The organism is Streptomyces sp. NPDC051133 (assembly GCF_040682635.1).
In the GTDB taxonomy this organism is placed as follows: domain Bacteria; phylum Actinomycetota; class Actinomycetes; order Streptomycetales; family Streptomycetaceae; genus Streptomyces.
The window spans coordinates 1-14,853 of record NZ_JBFBBK010000029.1 but is presented as its reverse complement, the minus strand read 5'-3'; the positions used below and the strand labels follow the sequence as shown (position 1 = coordinate 14,853).

The following is a 14,853-nucleotide window of genomic DNA, read 5'->3' as shown; positions in this document are numbered from 1 at the left end:
GTGAGCCGGGCCGTCCGGGGCCGGATCGTGGTATTGGCCGCCGCGGTCCGGCGCTCCCCTGCGACGTCGGACCGGCGGCGGCGTCTCGTTCTGCGTCCGCCGCCGCCGGCGTGTCACAGGCGTGGCGCTCGCGCGGCGAACGAGGGGCGTTTATCGGCCAAGCGGGTTCCGGTTCAGTCGAAGCGGAGGGATCCGGTGCGGGTGCGCTTGATCTCGAAGACGTCGGGGTGGCGGGCCAAGGCGCGGAAGGCGTCGAAGAGTTCGGCCGCGGCGGCCCCGCGGGGGACGGCGCGCAGCACGGGTCCGAACCACACCGTGCCGTCGACGTGCAGGGTCGGCGTGCCGACGTAGCCGCCCGACTCCGGTTCCGCCCCGGCCTCGTGGCTGTGGCGGACCGCGTCGTCGTACGCGGGGTCGTGGGCGGCTGCGGACAGCTCGGCGGGGAGCCCCAGTTCGGCGAGCGATTCGCTGATCACCAGGTCGAAGTCGTCGGTGCCGCGTTCGTGGATCCGGGTTCCGAACGCGGTGTAGAGGTCGCTCAGCACCTTGTCGCCGTGCCGTTCCGCGGCGGCGACGGCGACCCGCACCGGGCCGATCGAGCGGTCCACCAGGTCGCGGTACCACTCGGGCAGTTCGTTGCCGGTGTTGTGCAGGTACAGGCTCATCACCCGGAAGCGGAGGTCGAGCGGGCGCAGGCGCTCGACCTCGAGCAGCCAGCGGGAGGTGATCCAGGCGAAGGGGCAGGCCGGGTCGAAGAAGAGGTCCACCCGGGTCGGGGCGGAGGCGGTACCGGTACCGGAGGCGGAGGCGGAGTCCGTGGTGGTGGCGGTACCGGAGTCGGCAGTGGTGGCGCGGTCGGTCATGACGGCGACGGTAGTCCGTCAATGGGGCGGAAACCCGGCCCAATCGCCGCCTGTTTTCTTGGCCCATTTTCGACGGGCCGGCCCTCGGTCCGGCCGGCCCGCCGCCGCTCAGTCGTCCCCGTCGTCGTCGCCGTCGTCGCCGTCGTCGCCGTCGTCGCCCCCGCCCGGGCCCACGAGACCGATCCCGGTGGCGCGCAGCCGTTCCGGGTCCGCCGTGACGTCGATCCGGGTGATCCGGCCGTCCGTGCCGAAGGTGAAGGCCAGGGCCAGGCGCAGGCGGCCGTACTCGGCCATGACCAGGCCGATCCGGCCGTCGAGCAGGGCGAGGCCCGCGGACTGGGCGCGGGCCATGGCGGCCATGGCGCCGCGGGCGACGGGCTCGCCGCCGCGCAGGGTGATCGGCTCGGGCGTGGGCACCACGCGGGCGTCGGCGTGCAGCACCACGTCCGGGTCGAGCAGGGCGACCAGGGCCGTGAAGTCGCCGCCGCGGGTCGCGGCGAGGAACGCCTCGACGGCCGCGTGGCGGCGCCCCGCGTCGGCCGCGGGCGCGGACGGACGGCCCCGCACCCGGCGCCGGGCGCGGACGGCCAGCTGCCGGGTGGCGGCCGGGGTCCTCTCGATCAGCGGGGCGATCTCGTCGAAGGGCACCGCGAACATGTCGTGCAGGACGAAGGCCACCCGCTCGGCCGGGCCGAGGGTGTCGAGGACGACGAGCAGCGCGACCCCGACCTCGTCGGCCAGCAGCGCCTCCCGGGCGGGGTCACCGGCCTCGGGCGGACCCGCCGGGCCCGGTGCGTGCGCCCGCTCGTAGGCGTGGGCCTGGTCGTACGCCTGCGCGCCGGTGCCCGCGCCCGCGTCGAGGGACTCCTCGCGCCGGTTGCGCCGGGCCCGCAGCAGGTTCAGGCAGACCCGGGTCACCACGGTGGTCAGCCAGGCGGTGAGGTTCCCGACCGCGTCGATGTCCGCCTGCCGGGCGCGCAGCCACGCCTCCTGCAGGGCGTCGTCGGCCTCGGCGGCCGAGCCGAGCAGCCGGTGGGCCACCGCCGACAGGTGCGGCCGGTCCGCCGCGAACCGGGCCGCCAGCCGCTGCCCGGCATCCTCTCCGACGTCCTCCACCGTGCCTCTCCCCCTTCCCGCACGCGGGTATGTACGTCCCGCGCGTTCCGGGGGACACGAAACGCCAGACCGGCCGGAGCGTCAACTTCCTTTGCGTGCGGCCTCGTCGGCCCTGCGCACCAGCTCCGCGACCGGCATCGAGCCGGCGGCCCGGCGCTCCCGCGCGAGCCGGCCCGCGAGCCGCTGCAGCAGTTCGGTCAGTGGGGTGAGTACACCGTGCGGCCGGCCGAGCAGGACGATCTCACCGTGGAGATGGTCGGCGGACCGTCAGGCTTGCGCAGCCGTCAGCTCGACCAGCTTGACCACGGTGTTCCAGTTCCGGCTGGTGGCGATCAGCCCTTTGACGACCGGCCGCCGGGACAGCGCCTCGGCCAGCTTGGAGCGGCCGACGCCGTCCGGGGCGTAGAGGTAAAGGCAGCGGTCGCCGAGCCGGAACTCCTCCGGGAGGTGGGCGGCCCGGTCGATCGCCGCGTAGCGGTCCGGGGCGACGGGCGCGGAGAAGTAGGTCACGTGCAGCTGCCTGGCCTCCAGTTCGGCGGCCGGGAACGGGCAGTCCTCCGCGACCGCCTTCAGATAGGTGTGGTCGCGCACGATCACGTCGACCGGGAAGCCGAACCGCTCCTCCAGGGCCCGGCTCAGCTCCGCCCCCAGCGACTCCTCGTCGCCGCGGTCGGTGGTGAAGACGGCCTGACCGCTCTGCAGATGGGTGCGTACGGCGGTGTGTCCGAGGCCGGTGAGGAGGGTGCGCAGCTCGGCCATGGGGAGCTTTCTGCTGCCGCCGACGTTGATTCCGCGCAGCAGCGCCGCATAGGTCGTCATCCGCCCAGCCTAGAACGGCCGTCGTGCCCCGTGGGGGCGGGCACGACGGCCGTACGCCCGGCGTGCGCCGGGTTGCGCGAAACTCTGGCGGATCAGCGGGTGCGGATCAACTCCTACACGCAGCTGTGACTTGTTCAACAAGGTTTCGTAATCACAAAGTGGATCTCTGTCGGCGGATCGGACAGCCGTCCGCGACCGGCATCCCTGAGAGGCGTCCCCGACAACGGCCGGTAGATGTAAGGGCCCGCTGTCCTCCTGAGCGACGAGGCCGCCGCCCCGTACTTCACCGGGCAGCACGACGAGACGCCGTTCCGCGGCCCATACCGTCGATCCGGAGCGAGCACGGACGGGGCGGCAGGGGGCCGCCACCGCACACGAGGGGGAAGGCCCGTCATGGGGAACAGGGACGCACGGGTGCGGGGGCTGGCGGCCCGCGCCGGCGGCTGGAGCGCACGGCACCGCTGGGCGGCCGTCGGCATATGGGTGCTGTTCGTCGTCCTGGCGATGGGACTGGGCTCGGCGGCGGGCCGGGTCGACGTGAACGAGGGCGACCAGCTGAGCGGCGAGACCCACACCGCGGCGCGGATCATCGACGACGCGGGCATCAAGGAGCCGGCCGGGGAGACCGTCCTGATCCAGGCCGGGCCGGGCGCGGGAACGGCGGCTTCGCCGGAGTTCCGGGGCGCCGTCGCCGATGTGGTGAAGGCCGTCGAGGGCACGGGGAAGGTCACGGCCGTGACCTCGCCCTACGACACGCACACCATCTCCCGGGACGGCCGCAGCGCGCTGGTGCAGTTCGACATGCGCGGGGACGCCGAGACGGCGGTCGACCGGGTCGAGCCGGTGCTGCACGCCGTCGCCGGGGTGCAGAAGGCGCATGGCTCCGTGCGGATCGAGGAGATCGGCGGCGCCAGCATGCAGAAGCAGTACAAGGACGCCTTCGGCAACGACTTCCAGAAGGCCGAGTACTCGGCGGTGCCGGTGGCGTTCGGCATCCTGCTGATCGCGTTCGGCGCGCTGGTGGCCGCGCTGCTGCCGGTGGCGCTGGCGATCACCGCGATCATGGCGACGATGGGTCTGATGGGCCTGGTCAGCCATCTGCAGCCGATGAGCGACACCGCCAACTCCGTGATGCTGCTGGTCGGTATGGCCGTCGGGGTCGACTACTGCCTGTTCTACCTGCGCCGCGAGCGTGAGGAGCGGGCCGCCGGCCGGGACGCGGGCACCGCGCTGCGGATCGCCGCCGCCACCAGTGGCCGGGCGGTCGTCGTCTCCGGGATCACGGTGTGCGTGGCGATGGCGGGCATGCTGTTCACAGGGCTCGCCGAGTTCGAGGCGATGGGCCTGGCCTCGCTGATGGTGGTCGCCGTCGCCATGGTCGGCTCGGTGACCGTCCTGCCCGCGCTGCTGTCACTGCTCGGCGAGCGGGTCGAGAAGGGGCGGCTCCCGTTCCTGGGCCGCCGGCGCGGGAAGCGGTCCGCGACCGAGGGCAGCCGGTTCTGGACGGCCGTGCTGCGGGGCGTGCTCGCCCGGCCGCTGGTCTCCGTCCTCGTGGCGGCCGGCGCGCTGCTGGCGATCGCCGCGCCCGCGCTGGGCATGAAGACCCAGCAGCTCACCCTGGACCAGGAGTTCGGCAAGTCGCTGCCCATCGTGCAGACGTACAACCGCGTCAACGACGCCTTCCCCGGCGGCAGCGAGCCGGCCCAGGTCGTCGTCCGGGCCAAGGACATCAACGCACCCGAGGTGCGCCGGGCGCTGGCCGAGTTCAAGAAGCAGGCGATCGCCTCGGGCGCCTCGCGCGGCCCGGTCGTCATCCGGCTGCACGACGCCCAGAACGTCGCCCTGGTCTCCGTGCCGCTGGTCGGCGGCTCCGACATGGACCGGGCGGTGAAGAGCCTGGACAAGCTGCGCGACGAGGTCCGGCCCGCCACGCTCGGCAGGGTCGACGGCGTGCAGGCGCCGATCACCGGACAGGTGGCCGGCAACCACGACTTCAACGACCAGCTGCTCGGCTCCGTCGTCCCGGTCTTCGCGTTCGTGGTCGTCTTCGCCTTCCTGCTGATGCTGCTGTCGTTCCGCTCACTGACCGTCGCGATCACGTCGATCGTGCTCAACCTGCTGTCGGTGGCCGCCGCCTACGGTGTCCTCGTCGCCGTCTTCCAGCACGGCTGGGGTGCCTCGCTGGTGGGCGCGCAGGGTGTCGGCGCGATCGTGACCTGGCTGCCGCTGTTCCTCTTCGTCATCCTGTTCGGGCTGTCGATGGACTACCACGTGTTCGTCGTCTCCCGGATCCGCGAGGCCCGGCTGCGCGGCCGTGACACCAAGGACGCGATCCGGCACGGCGTGGTCACCACGGCCGGGGTCGTCACCAGCGCCGCGGTCATCATGGTCGCCGTGTTCGCGATCTTCGGCACGCTGTCGATGCAGTCCATGAAGCAGATGGGCGTGGGCCTGGCCGCGGCGGTCCTCATCGATGCGACGGTCATCCGCGGGGTGCTGCTGCCGGCGGTGATGGCACTGCTCGGCGAGCGCAACTGGTACCTGCCGAAGTGGCTGCACAGGCTGCCCGACCTCACCCACGACGAGGCGCCGGAGGCCGCCGCGGGGCCGGTGCGCGGACCGGAGGAGCGGCTGCCGGTCTGATCCCGCCCGCCTGCCGCGAGGGCCCGCCGGTCTCCCCCGGGAGGAACCGGCGGGCCCTCGCGGCCGGACGGGGCGGCGTGGCCCGGGAAGCCGCTCGTCTCCCGGCGGCACTGGCTCAGCGCTGGTACCGGGCCAGGACCAGGTTGCCGTCCTTCTCCAGGCGTCTGCGCAGGGTCTGGAGGCCGATCGCGCCGCTGTAGTACTCCTGGAAGGCGGGGGTGGCCACCTTGTCCTTCCACTCCGGGTAGCCGCGGACGGACTGGGCGGGCGCCGGGCGCAGGCCGGCCGCGAGGGCGGTGCCGGTGGCCCAGCCGTAGCGGGCGGTGTGCAGGGCGGGGTCCTTCAGGGCCCGGGTGCCGGTGGGCAGCATCCAGTCGCCGAGGGCGAGGCGGACCATGTTCTCCGGGCGCAGCAGGAAGCCGATGAAGGCGGCGGCCTCCTTCTTGTGCGGGCAGTCCGCGGAGACGGACAGGGTCTGCGGGCTGACGCCCTGGCTGAGCCCGTCGGCGCCGGCCGGGGCGGGCAGCACCTGCCAGTGGAAGCCCTTGGGGGCCTGCTGCACGATCTGCTGGCGGTAGGAGAAGCCCAGCGGGACCATCGCGTACCGGCCGCCGAAGAGGCCGGGCAGCGTGTCCGAGCCGCCGCTGCCCAGGGTCGAGGCGGGGGCGCTGCGGTCGGTGGCGACCTGGTCGTGCACGGTGCGGGGCATCACCGCGTCGGCCGCGGTGAAGCGCACGCTCACGTGCCCGGCGGCATCCCGGTGGAAGAGCTGTCCGCCCGCGGAGAGGGAGAGGTTGAGCGTGGCGGAGACGGGCTCCTTCAGCGGCCAGGCCACCCCGTACCTCCCGGGCCCGCTGAGCTTCTTCGTGACCTGCCGGAACTCGGCCCAGCTCCAGGGGTGTCCGGGCGTGGGTATGCGGACGTGGGCGCCGCGCAGCCGGTCGGCGTCGGCGATGAGCACCCGGGGTTCCTGAAGGAAGGGCACGCCGTAGACGCCGTGCCCGAAGGTGGCCGTGTCCCAGCTGCCGCGCGGTATGTCGGCCTTGAGGCGGGCGGGCAGCAGGCCGGTCAGGTCGGCGAGGTAGCCGCCGTAGGCGAAGTCCGCGAGGTCGTCGGAGGCGTCGTGGATGACGTCCGGGGCCTCGCCGCCCTCGAAGGAGGTGAGCAGCTGGTCGTGCACACCGTCCCAACTGCCCTGCACGTACTCGACCTTGATGTCCGGATGGGTGGCGTTCCACTCCTTCACCAGTGCCTTGTTCGCGGCGACGGACTCCTGCTGCCAGGCCAGGGACTGGAAGCGCAGGGTGATGGGGCCGCCCGCGCGGTGGGCCGGCGCGGAGCAGCCGGTGAGGAGCAGCAGGAGCACCACGAGCGTCTTCACGCAGGTCCGCATCAGCTCTTCACCGCCCCGGCGAGCAGGCCGCCCGTGATCCGTCGCTGGACGAGTGCGAAGACGGCCAGGGAGGGCAGCGTGGCGAGGAAGGCCGCGGCGGCCAGCGGGCCTAGGTCGGCCACGCCCTCCGCGCCGATGAAGTGGGTGAGGACGACCGGGAGGGTCTGCTTCCCGGGGCTCTTGAGGAGCACCAGCGCGAAGAAGAACTCGTTCCACGCGGTGACGAAGGCGAACAGCGCCGTCGCCGCGATCCCCGGCGCGAGCAGCGGCGCCGTCACCGACACGAGGGTGCGCAGCCGCCCGGCACCGTCGACGGCCGCCGCCTCCTCCAGTTCGAGGGGTACGGCCCGGACGTGCCCGGTGAGCATCCACAGCGCGAACGGCAGCGCCCACACCACGTACACCACCACCAGTCCGGCCAGGGAGTCGATCAGCCGCAGGTGCTTCAGCACCAGGAACAGCGGGATGATCACCAGTACGAAGGGGAAGGCCTGGCTGACCACGACCCAGCCCGTGGCGGCCCGGGCGAGCCGGGTGCGGTGCCGGGCCATGACGTACGCCATCGGGGTCGCGATCAGTACGGCCACCACGGCGGTCCCGGCGGCCACCAGCGCGGAGTTGAGGGCCGCGTGCGCCAGCGGCTGCTCCTGGAAGGCCTGCCGGACGTTCGCGAGGGTGGGGTGGCGCGGGATCCAGGTCGGGTGGAGGCTGCCCAGCTCGCGCGGTGACTTGAGCGCGGTGGACAGCAGCCACAGCAGCGGGAAGGCCAGGAAGAGCAGGTAGCCGAGCAGGGCGGCGTACTGTCCGGCGCGTGCCGCACGGCGGCCGCTCATGCGTCCCCACCTCCGCGCAGCCGGCCGGCCAGGAACACCGCGAGCAGGATCGAGACGACCGCCACCAGCACACATCCCATCGCCGCCGCATAGCCGAACTGGCCGTAGCGGAAGGCCTCCTCGTAGGCGAACAGCATCGGCAGCCGGGTCTTCCCGCCGGGGCCGCCGCCGGTCAGCACGTACACCAGGGCGAAGGAGTTGACGTTCCAGATCAGGTTGAGCGCGGTGATGGCGAGGGCCACCGGTCTGAGGGCCGGCCAGGTGACGGTGCGAAAGCGGCGCCAGGCGCCCGCGCCGTCCACCGCCGCCGCCTCGTGGAGTTCACGCGGGACGTTCTGCAGTCCGGCGAGCAGGGCGACCGTGGTCTGCGGCAGGCCCGCCCAGACGCCGACGACGATCACGGCGGGCAGCGCGGTGGCCAGGCCGCTCAGCCAGTCCCGGCCGTCGCCGAGACCGAGGTCGCGCAGGGTCTCGTTGAGGACGCCCGCGTCCGGGTTGTAGACCAGCCGCCACATGATGCCGACGACGACCTCGGGCATCGCCCAGGGCACGATCGCGAGGGCGCGGGCCAGGCCGCGCAGTCTCAGCGGCTGGTCGAGCAGCAGGGCGAGGCCGAGGGCCAGCAGGAACTGGGGCACGGTGACACCGGCCGCCCAGACCAGTCCGATCCGGAAGGACTCCCAGGAGAGCGTGTCGTGCAGCAGGTCGCGGAAGTTCAGGGCGCCGATCCACCGGGTGGCCTGGGTGCGGCCGGACTGCGCGTCGGTGAAGGCGAGCAGGAGGCCGTAGAGCAGGGGGCCCACGCTGAGCACGAGGATCGGGATCAGGGCGGGCAGCACCAGGAACCAGGTGCCGTGATCGGCGACACGGCGGCCGGCCGGCCGCCGCGCTTCGGCCACTGCTGTCACGGAATCAGCCCCTTTGCCACTCCGATTGGCGTGTTCATGTTCGTGAAGGCCCGATGCCCCGTCAAGGGTCCGTGCACGCGCCCCTACCTGTGCGAATGCGAGACTGGCCCGAATACCGGCAGAGTGCGGGCGGCACGAAAGGCACGAGGATGGACGAGGCACGGGCACGGGACGTACTGGCCACGGCGGGGGTGCTGCCGGGCGCGGCCGGGGACGCGCGGCTCCTCGCCCTCGGCGAGAACGCGGTGTTCGCCGCCGGTGACCTCGTGGTGAAGGTGGGCCGGGACGCCGAGCTGCTGGAGCGGGCCCGGCGCGAGCTGGACATCGCCGGCTGGCTGGCCGCGGCGGGCGTACCGGCCGTGCGGGCGGCCGAGCCGGCGCCGCGTCTGGTGGAGGGGCATCCGGTGACCGTGTGGCACCGGCTGCCGGATCCGGTGCGGCCCGCCGGGCCACGGGACCTGGCGCAGCTGCTGCGCGTCGTGCACGCGCTCGGCTCTCCTCCTTTCGCGCTGCCGCCCCGCGAACTGCTGGGCGGTGTGGAACGCTGGCTGCGGCTCGCGGGCGACGCCGTCGATCCCGCGGACGCCTCCTACCTGCGGGAGCGCCGGGACGGCTTCGCGGCGGCCGCGGCCGCGCTGACCCCCCGTCTGGCGCCGGGGCCGATCCACGGCGACGCGCTGCCCCGTAATGTGCACGTCGGACCGGACGGACCGGTGCTGGTCGATCTGGAGACCTTCTCCGCCGACCTGCGCGAGCACGACCTGGTGGTGATGGCCCTCTCCCGCGACCGGTACGGGCTGGCGGCCGAGGCGTACGACTCCTTCACGGCGGCCTACGGGTGGGACGTGCGGGAGTGGGAGGGCTGTTCGGTGCTGCGGGGCGCCCGCGAGACGGCGAGCTGTGCCTGGGTGGCCCAGCACGCCCCGAGCAACCCGAAGGCGCTGGCCGAGTTCCGGCGGCGGGTGGCGTCGCTGCGGGACGGGGACGAGACCGTGCGCTGGTATCCGTTCTGAGAGCGCCGCGCGCCGCGGGGTGTGCAGGCGCCGCACCGCTACACGGGCCGGCTCTCCGCCGGCTCCCGCAGCGGCCAGGTGCCGTCGACCACCGCGTCCGCCTCCCCCTTGCGCCGCAGGAAACTCTGGAAGTCCGCCGCCCAGTCCGCGTACCACCGGATCTGGCACCGGTGGAGTTCCGCCGGGCCGAGGGCGGCGATCTTGGGATGCCGTTCGGCTATCGCGGAGGCGAGCCGCGCCGCGGCGAGGGCGTCCGCCGAGGCGTTGTGAGCCGCGTCGAGGACTATGCCGTACTCGGCGCAGACCGCCTCCAGGTTCCGCTTGCCGCGGCGGTAGCGGTCGACCCAGCGGTCGATGGTGTAGGGGTCGACGACCGGGGCGGGGGCGAGGCCGCCCAGCCGGTCGGAGAGGGACGGCAGGCCGTGCCGGCGCAGCTCGGCGGAGAGCAGGCTGAGGTCGAAGGCCGCGTTGTAGGCGACGACCGGGACGCCCGTCTTCCAGTACCCCACCAGGACGTCGGCGATGGCGTCGGCCACCCGGTCGGCCGGACGGCCCTCGGCCGCCGCCCGCTCGGTGCTGATGCCGTGCACGGCGACCGCGTCGGCCGGGATCTCCACGCCCGGATCCGCCAGCCACTCCCGGTGTCCCATGGGCTCACCGGCCCTGACCTCGATCACGGCGCCCGTGACGATGCGCGCCTCGCGCGGATCGGTCCCGGTCGTCTCCAGGTCGAAGCCGATCAGCAGCTCCCGGTGCCAGCCCATGGGCGGCCCCCCTTCTTGGTGGTGCTTTCCCCCAGTGGCCTCCACCATCGCACGCGGCACTGACAATCCGAGGACCGCGCTCCGCTTGCCGCGACGGACGGGTCAGGACACCGGGCGCGAATCCGCCCAAGTCAGCTCGAATTCCTCGCGGTATGTCGGGAAGAGTCCGGCTTCGCCCACGTCGTCCGACTTCACCAGCCGGCTGCCGTTGCGCAGCACCAGCACCGGCGACTCCATCCCGCGCGCCCCGCGCAGATAGGACTGCACCACGGCGATGCCGTCGGCGCCGTCGCCGTCCACCAGATAGGCGGTGAAGCGGGGCGTCTCGTCGTACACCTGGATCTCGAAGGCGCCCGGGTCGCGCAGCCGGGACCGCACCCGGCGCATGTGCAGGATGTTCATCTCGACCGAGCGGCTCAGTTCGCCCCGTTTCATCCCCAGTTCGCGCTCGCGGCGCTTGACCGAGCTGGACGCCGGGTTGAGGAAGAGCAGCCGCACCCGGCTGCCGGACTCGGCGAGCCGGACCAGACGGCGGCCGGAGAAGTTCTGCACCAGCAGGTTGAGGCCGATGCCGATGGCGTCGAGGCGGCGGGCACCGCCGAAGATGTCCTCGGCCGGGAACCGGCGCAGCAGCCGCACCCGGTCGGGATGGACGGCGACCACGTCCGCGTACCGGTCGCCGACCAGGTCCTCGACCGCGTCGACGGGCAGCCGGCGCGCGGAGGGCACGTCACCGCCCGCCCCCAGCATCTCCAGGAGGCGGGCCGAGGCGCGCTCGGCCTGGCTCAGGACCGCCCCGGACAGCGCCCGGTTGCGGGAGACGACATTGCGGGTCACCTCCAGCTCGTCCAGGGCGAGTTCGAGGTCGCGGCGCTCGTCGAAGTACGGCTCGAAGCACGGCCAGTGCTGCACCACCAGCTCACGCAGCTGGGGCAGGGTGAGGAAGCTGAGCACGTTGTCGTCGGCCGGGTCGAGCAAGTAACCCTTGCGGCGGCTGACTTCGCGGACGGCGACCGCGCGCTGCACCCACTCCTGCCCGGCCGGGCCGGCCGCGGCGACCACCCATTCGTCGCCGTGGACGGGTTCGTAGACGGGCCGCAGCACGGCGGCCACGACGGAGCGCAGCCGCTGTTCGACGAGGTTCAGCCAGATGTAGGCCCGGCCGGCCCGCTGGGCGCGGGTACGCACCTCGCGCCAGGCATCCGCGTCCCAGTCCAGCTCCGGCCCGATGGACCCCGCGTCCATCGGCCGGGCCAGGGACACCGCGCCGGGCGGGACGTCTGCGGAGCTCCCCTCGTGACCCTCGTCACCAGGGGGCAGCTCCAGCCCTCCCGAGCCCACCCGTGCACCGCCTTCCGCTCCCCCGGGCCTTCCCCGTCTCAACGATCAAGGAAGGGTACTCCGGGAGCGGTGGGCGGTGCAGCCGGATGGACAGGTCGGTTTCTCAACTGCTTTCCTCAACTGCGGCATGTCCCACGGGTGTTCCGCGACGCCCGCGCACGGGGAGTGAGCGGATTCATAGCCGTGACCTCTGTCGCGTCCACGCCGCCGCCTGCCCCGGCCGGCGAGCGGGAAGGACGGTGCCGGGCCCGGTCGGGAGCCGGCCACCGGCCGGGGGTTCACCCGCCCGGGGGCAGCCGTGCGGTCCGGCGCCGCGCACTCGCGGGGGATCACGCCTCCCCACGGCCGGTGCGCACGGCATTGACATCACTTTCCGGGAGACTCGGAAGCCAACAGGGCCCCAGGACGGCGGCACAACTGGGAGAGTCGTATCCATGCAGGTCTGGCCTGGAGAGGCGTATCCGCTCGGCGCCACCTATGACGGCGCCGGAACCAACTTCGCGGTCTTCACGGAGGCCGCGGACCGAGTAGAGCTGTGTCTGCTGCACGACGACGGCTCGGAGACGGCGGTGGAACTGCGCGAGAGCGACGCTTTCGTGCGGCACGCGTACCTGCCGGGCGTGATGCCGGGACAGCGGTACGGGTTCCGGGTGCACGGCCCGTACGACCCCGGGCGCGGGCTGCGCTGCAACTCGGCGAAGCTGCTGCTCGACCCGTACGCGAAGGCGGTCAGCGGCTCGGTCCGCTGGGGCGAGGAGGTGTACGGCTACCACTTCGGCGCGCCCGAGCGGCGCAACGACCTGGACTCGGCGCCGCACACCATGACCTCGGTGGTGATCAACCCGTACTTCGACTGGGGCGACGACCGTCCGCCGCGCACCGAGTACCACCACACGGTGATCTACGAGGCCCATGTGAAGGGCCTGACCATGCGTCACCCGGGACTGCCGGAGGAGCTGCGCGGCACGTACGCGGCGCTCGCCCACCCGGCGATCATCGAACACCTGACCAAGCTCGGGGTGACGGCGCTCGAGCTGATGCCCGTGCACCAGTTCGTGAACGACCACCGGCTCGTCGACATGGGCCTGAACAACTACTGGGGCTACAACACCATCGGCTTCTTCGCCCCGCACAACGCGTACGCCTCCTGGGGCGACCGCGGCCAGCAGGTGCTGGAGTTCAAGTCGGCGGTACGGGCGCTGCACGAGGCCGGGATCGAGGTCATCCTCGACGTCGTCTACAACCACACCGCCGAGGGCAACCACCTCGGCCCGACCCTGTCCTTCAAGGGCCTCGACAACCCGTCGTACTACCGCCTCACGGACGACCCCCGCTACTACATGGACACCACGGGCACCGGGAACTCCCTGCTCATGCGGTCCCCGCACGTCCTCCAGCTGATCATGGACTCGCTGCGCTACTGGGTCACCGAGATGCACGTCGACGGCTTCCGCTTCGATCTCGCGGCGACGCTCGCCCGGCAGTTCCACGAGGTGGACCGGCTGTCGTCGTTCTTCGACCTGGTGCAGCAGGACCCGGTGGTGTCCCAGGTGAAGCTGATCGCCGAGCCGTGGGACGTGGGCGAGGGCGGCTACCAGGTGGGCAACTTCCCGCCGCTGTGGACCGAGTGGAACGGCAAGTACCGGGACACGGTGCGGGACATGTGGCGGGGCGAGCAGCGGGCGCTCGCCGAGTTCGCCTCCCGGCTGACCGGGTCGTCGGACCTCTACCAGGACGACGGCCGCCGGCCGCTGGCCTCCATCAACTTCGTCACCTGCCACGACGGCTTCACCCTGCACGACCTGGTGGCGTACAACGACAAGCACAACACGGCCAACGGGGAGGACAACCGGGACGGCGAGAGCCACAACCGGTCCTGGAACTGCGGGGCGGAGGGCGAGAGCGACGACCCGGAGGTGCTGCGGCTGCGCGCCCGCCAGATGCGGAACTTCGTCGCCACGCTGATGCTGTCCCAGGGTGTGCCGATGATCAGCCACGGCGACGAGTTCGCCCGCACCCAGCGCGGCAACAACAACGCCTACTGCCAGGACAACGAGCTGGCGTGGGTGCGCTGGCCCGAGGACGACACGGATCTGCTGGAGTTCACGCGCGCGATGGTGTGGCTGCGCCGGGACCACCCGGTACTGCGCCGTCGCCGTTTCTTCCACGGCCGGCCGGTGGAGGGCACCCACGACGAACTGTCCGACATCGCCTGGTTCACCCCGGAGGGCCGCGAGATGACGCAGCGGGACTGGGATTCGGCCCGGGCCTCGGCCTTGACGGTGTTCCTCAACGGCAACGCGATCTCCGAGCCCGGCCCGCGCGGGGAGCGCATCACCGACGACTCCTTCCTGCTGATGTTCAACGCCTCGCCCGGCCCGCTGGACTTCCTCGTGCCGGTCGACCACGGCCGGCAGTGGCAGGTGGTCGTCGACACGGCCCGCCCGGAGGGGGTGCCGCCGGGAGCGGGAGCGAAGGTGGCGGCCGGTGACCGCGTCACCCTGCCGGAGCGCAGCCTGACGGTGCTGCAGCGGCCGGTGTAGGAGGGGCGGGCGGGGGCCGGACACGGGGCTGGAGGCGGTGGCGGCAGCCCGCTCAGCGGGGCTGTTCGTCCGGCACGGGCGCGGGGGCGGCGTTCTCCCGGGCTCCCGGCTCCGGCTCCCGCCCCTGGCCCCGCTGTTTGGCGTGCTCGTGTGCCTGGTCCTGGTCCTGGTCCTCGTCCTGCTCGTGGTCCTGGTACGTCGTCGGGCGCGTCGTGAGTGCCAGGGCGAAGGCGAGCGCGGCCGCCGCGCTGCCCGCCGCGAAGGCCGCCGCGGGGCCGTAGGAGTCGGCCAGGCGTCCGGTGACCGCGACCGACAGGGCCTGGCCGCCGACCAGGGCGCTCGTGGCGGTCCCCATCGCCTCGGCCAGCCGGGACGGTGCGACCGCGCGCTCCAGGAGCCCGAACACGGTGACGAGGTGCGGGGCGTACGTGACGCCGAGGACCGTGACGACGGCGTACAGGCCGGGCAGCCCGGTGGTGCCGGTCAACGGCAGCGACAGCGCGAAACAGGCCCCGGTCGCCAGCCGGCGACGACGCTCGTCGTGGTGATCGCGGCACTCGCCGGATACGCCTTCGCCTGGCTGGACTTCCCGCTCAGGGAGCCGCTGTTCCTGCTGG

At 72.8% G+C, this 14,853-nt stretch carries 12 protein-coding genes and 2 pseudogenes; 4 read left to right on the top strand and 10 right to left on the bottom strand.

The genetic code is table 11. From position 1 onward, the window contains the following. Positions 1 to 173 precede the first annotated feature (173 nt). The 4 genes and pseudogenes from AB0N17_RS27470 to AB0N17_RS27455 form a co-directional block, all read right to left on the bottom strand. Positions 174 to 863 carry a DsbA family protein gene (locus AB0N17_RS27470; RefSeq protein WP_366014186.1) on the bottom strand — a complete coding sequence of 230 codons (690 nt, stop codon included), beginning with the start codon at positions 861 to 863 and terminating at the stop codon, positions 174 to 176. A gap of 108 nt (positions 864 to 971) precedes the next feature. Beyond that, positions 972 to 1,979 carry a sigma-70 family RNA polymerase sigma factor gene (locus AB0N17_RS27465; protein ID WP_366014185.1) on the bottom strand — a complete coding sequence of 336 codons (1,008 nt, stop codon included), beginning with the start codon at positions 1,977 to 1,979 and terminating at the stop codon, positions 972 to 974. An 81-nt stretch (positions 1,980 to 2,060) separates the two neighbouring features. Next, positions 2,061 to 2,240, bottom strand: a pseudogene (locus AB0N17_RS27460) (ketopantoate reductase family protein); the annotation flags it as partial. Positions 2,241 to 2,246: 6 nt separating this feature from the next. Next, the gene (locus AB0N17_RS27455; protein WP_366014184.1) at positions 2,247 to 2,798 is read right to left on the bottom strand and encodes a DUF1697 domain-containing protein; all 552 of its coding nucleotides are present in this window, start codon (positions 2,796 to 2,798) and stop codon (positions 2,247 to 2,249) included. A gap of 393 nt (positions 2,799 to 3,191) precedes the next feature. Here AB0N17_RS27455 and AB0N17_RS27450 point away from each other — a divergent pair, with 393 nt between their 5' ends. Further along, positions 3,192 to 5,441 carry an MMPL family transporter gene (locus AB0N17_RS27450; protein ID WP_366014183.1) on the top strand — a complete coding sequence of 750 codons (2,250 nt, stop codon included), beginning with the start codon at positions 3,192 to 3,194 and terminating at the stop codon, positions 5,439 to 5,441. Between the two features lie 115 nt (positions 5,442 to 5,556). Here the strand turns inward: AB0N17_RS27450 and AB0N17_RS27445 are convergent, their stop codons facing one another. Genes AB0N17_RS27445 through AB0N17_RS27435 form a run of 3 tightly spaced genes read right to left on the bottom strand, consistent with a single transcriptional unit; the run spans position 5,557 to position 8,575 of the window. Next, entirely contained in the window at positions 5,557 to 6,834 is a 1,278-nt protein-coding gene (locus tag AB0N17_RS27445; protein ID WP_366014182.1) for an extracellular solute-binding protein, read from the bottom strand. Beyond that, a complete protein-coding gene (locus tag AB0N17_RS27440) occupies positions 6,834 to 7,667 on the bottom strand; it encodes a carbohydrate ABC transporter permease (protein WP_366014181.1) in 834 nt (277 codons plus the stop codon). Before AB0N17_RS27440 ends, AB0N17_RS27445 begins: the two co-directional genes overlap by 1 nt. Then, entirely contained in the window at positions 7,664 to 8,575 is a 912-nt protein-coding gene (locus AB0N17_RS27435; protein ID WP_366014180.1) for a sugar ABC transporter permease, read from the bottom strand. Before AB0N17_RS27435 ends, AB0N17_RS27440 begins: the two co-directional genes overlap by 4 nt. 149 nt (positions 8,576 to 8,724) lie before the next feature. Between AB0N17_RS27435 and AB0N17_RS27430 the strand changes: the two genes are divergently transcribed. Continuing rightward, positions 8,725 to 9,588: an aminoglycoside phosphotransferase family protein gene (locus tag AB0N17_RS27430; RefSeq protein WP_366014179.1), complete on the top strand. Its 864-nt coding sequence runs from the start codon at positions 8,725 to 8,727 to the stop codon at positions 9,586 to 9,588. Positions 9,589 to 9,626: 38 nt separating this feature from the next. Here AB0N17_RS27430 and AB0N17_RS27425 read toward each other — a convergent pair whose 3' ends face one another. After that, entirely contained in the window at positions 9,627 to 10,352 is a 726-nt protein-coding gene (locus AB0N17_RS27425; protein WP_366014178.1) for a 3'-5' exonuclease, read from the bottom strand. A gap of 102 nt (positions 10,353 to 10,454) precedes the next feature. Next, positions 10,455 to 11,693, bottom strand: a complete 1,239-nt coding sequence (locus AB0N17_RS27420; RefSeq protein ID WP_366014177.1) for an SAV2148 family HEPN domain-containing protein — start codon at positions 11,691 to 11,693, stop codon at positions 10,455 to 10,457. 434 nt (positions 11,694 to 12,127) lie between these two features. Between AB0N17_RS27420 and glgX the strand changes: the two genes are divergently transcribed. Beyond that, a complete protein-coding gene (gene glgX, locus AB0N17_RS27415) occupies positions 12,128 to 14,236 on the top strand; it encodes a glycogen debranching protein GlgX (protein ID WP_366014176.1) in 2,109 nt (702 codons plus the stop codon). A gap of 52 nt (positions 14,237 to 14,288) precedes the next feature. Here glgX and AB0N17_RS27410 read toward each other — a convergent pair whose 3' ends face one another. Beyond that, positions 14,289 to 14,723, bottom strand: coding sequence for an MFS transporter (locus AB0N17_RS27410; protein ID WP_366014175.1), 435 nt, complete (start codon positions 14,721 to 14,723; stop codon positions 14,289 to 14,291). A gap of 36 nt (positions 14,724 to 14,759) precedes the next feature. On the opposite strand from AB0N17_RS27410, the pseudogene AB0N17_RS27405 reads away from it, so the two are divergent. After that, positions 14,760 to 14,853 (top strand): annotated as a pseudogene (locus AB0N17_RS27405) (carbohydrate ABC transporter permease); the annotation flags it as partial.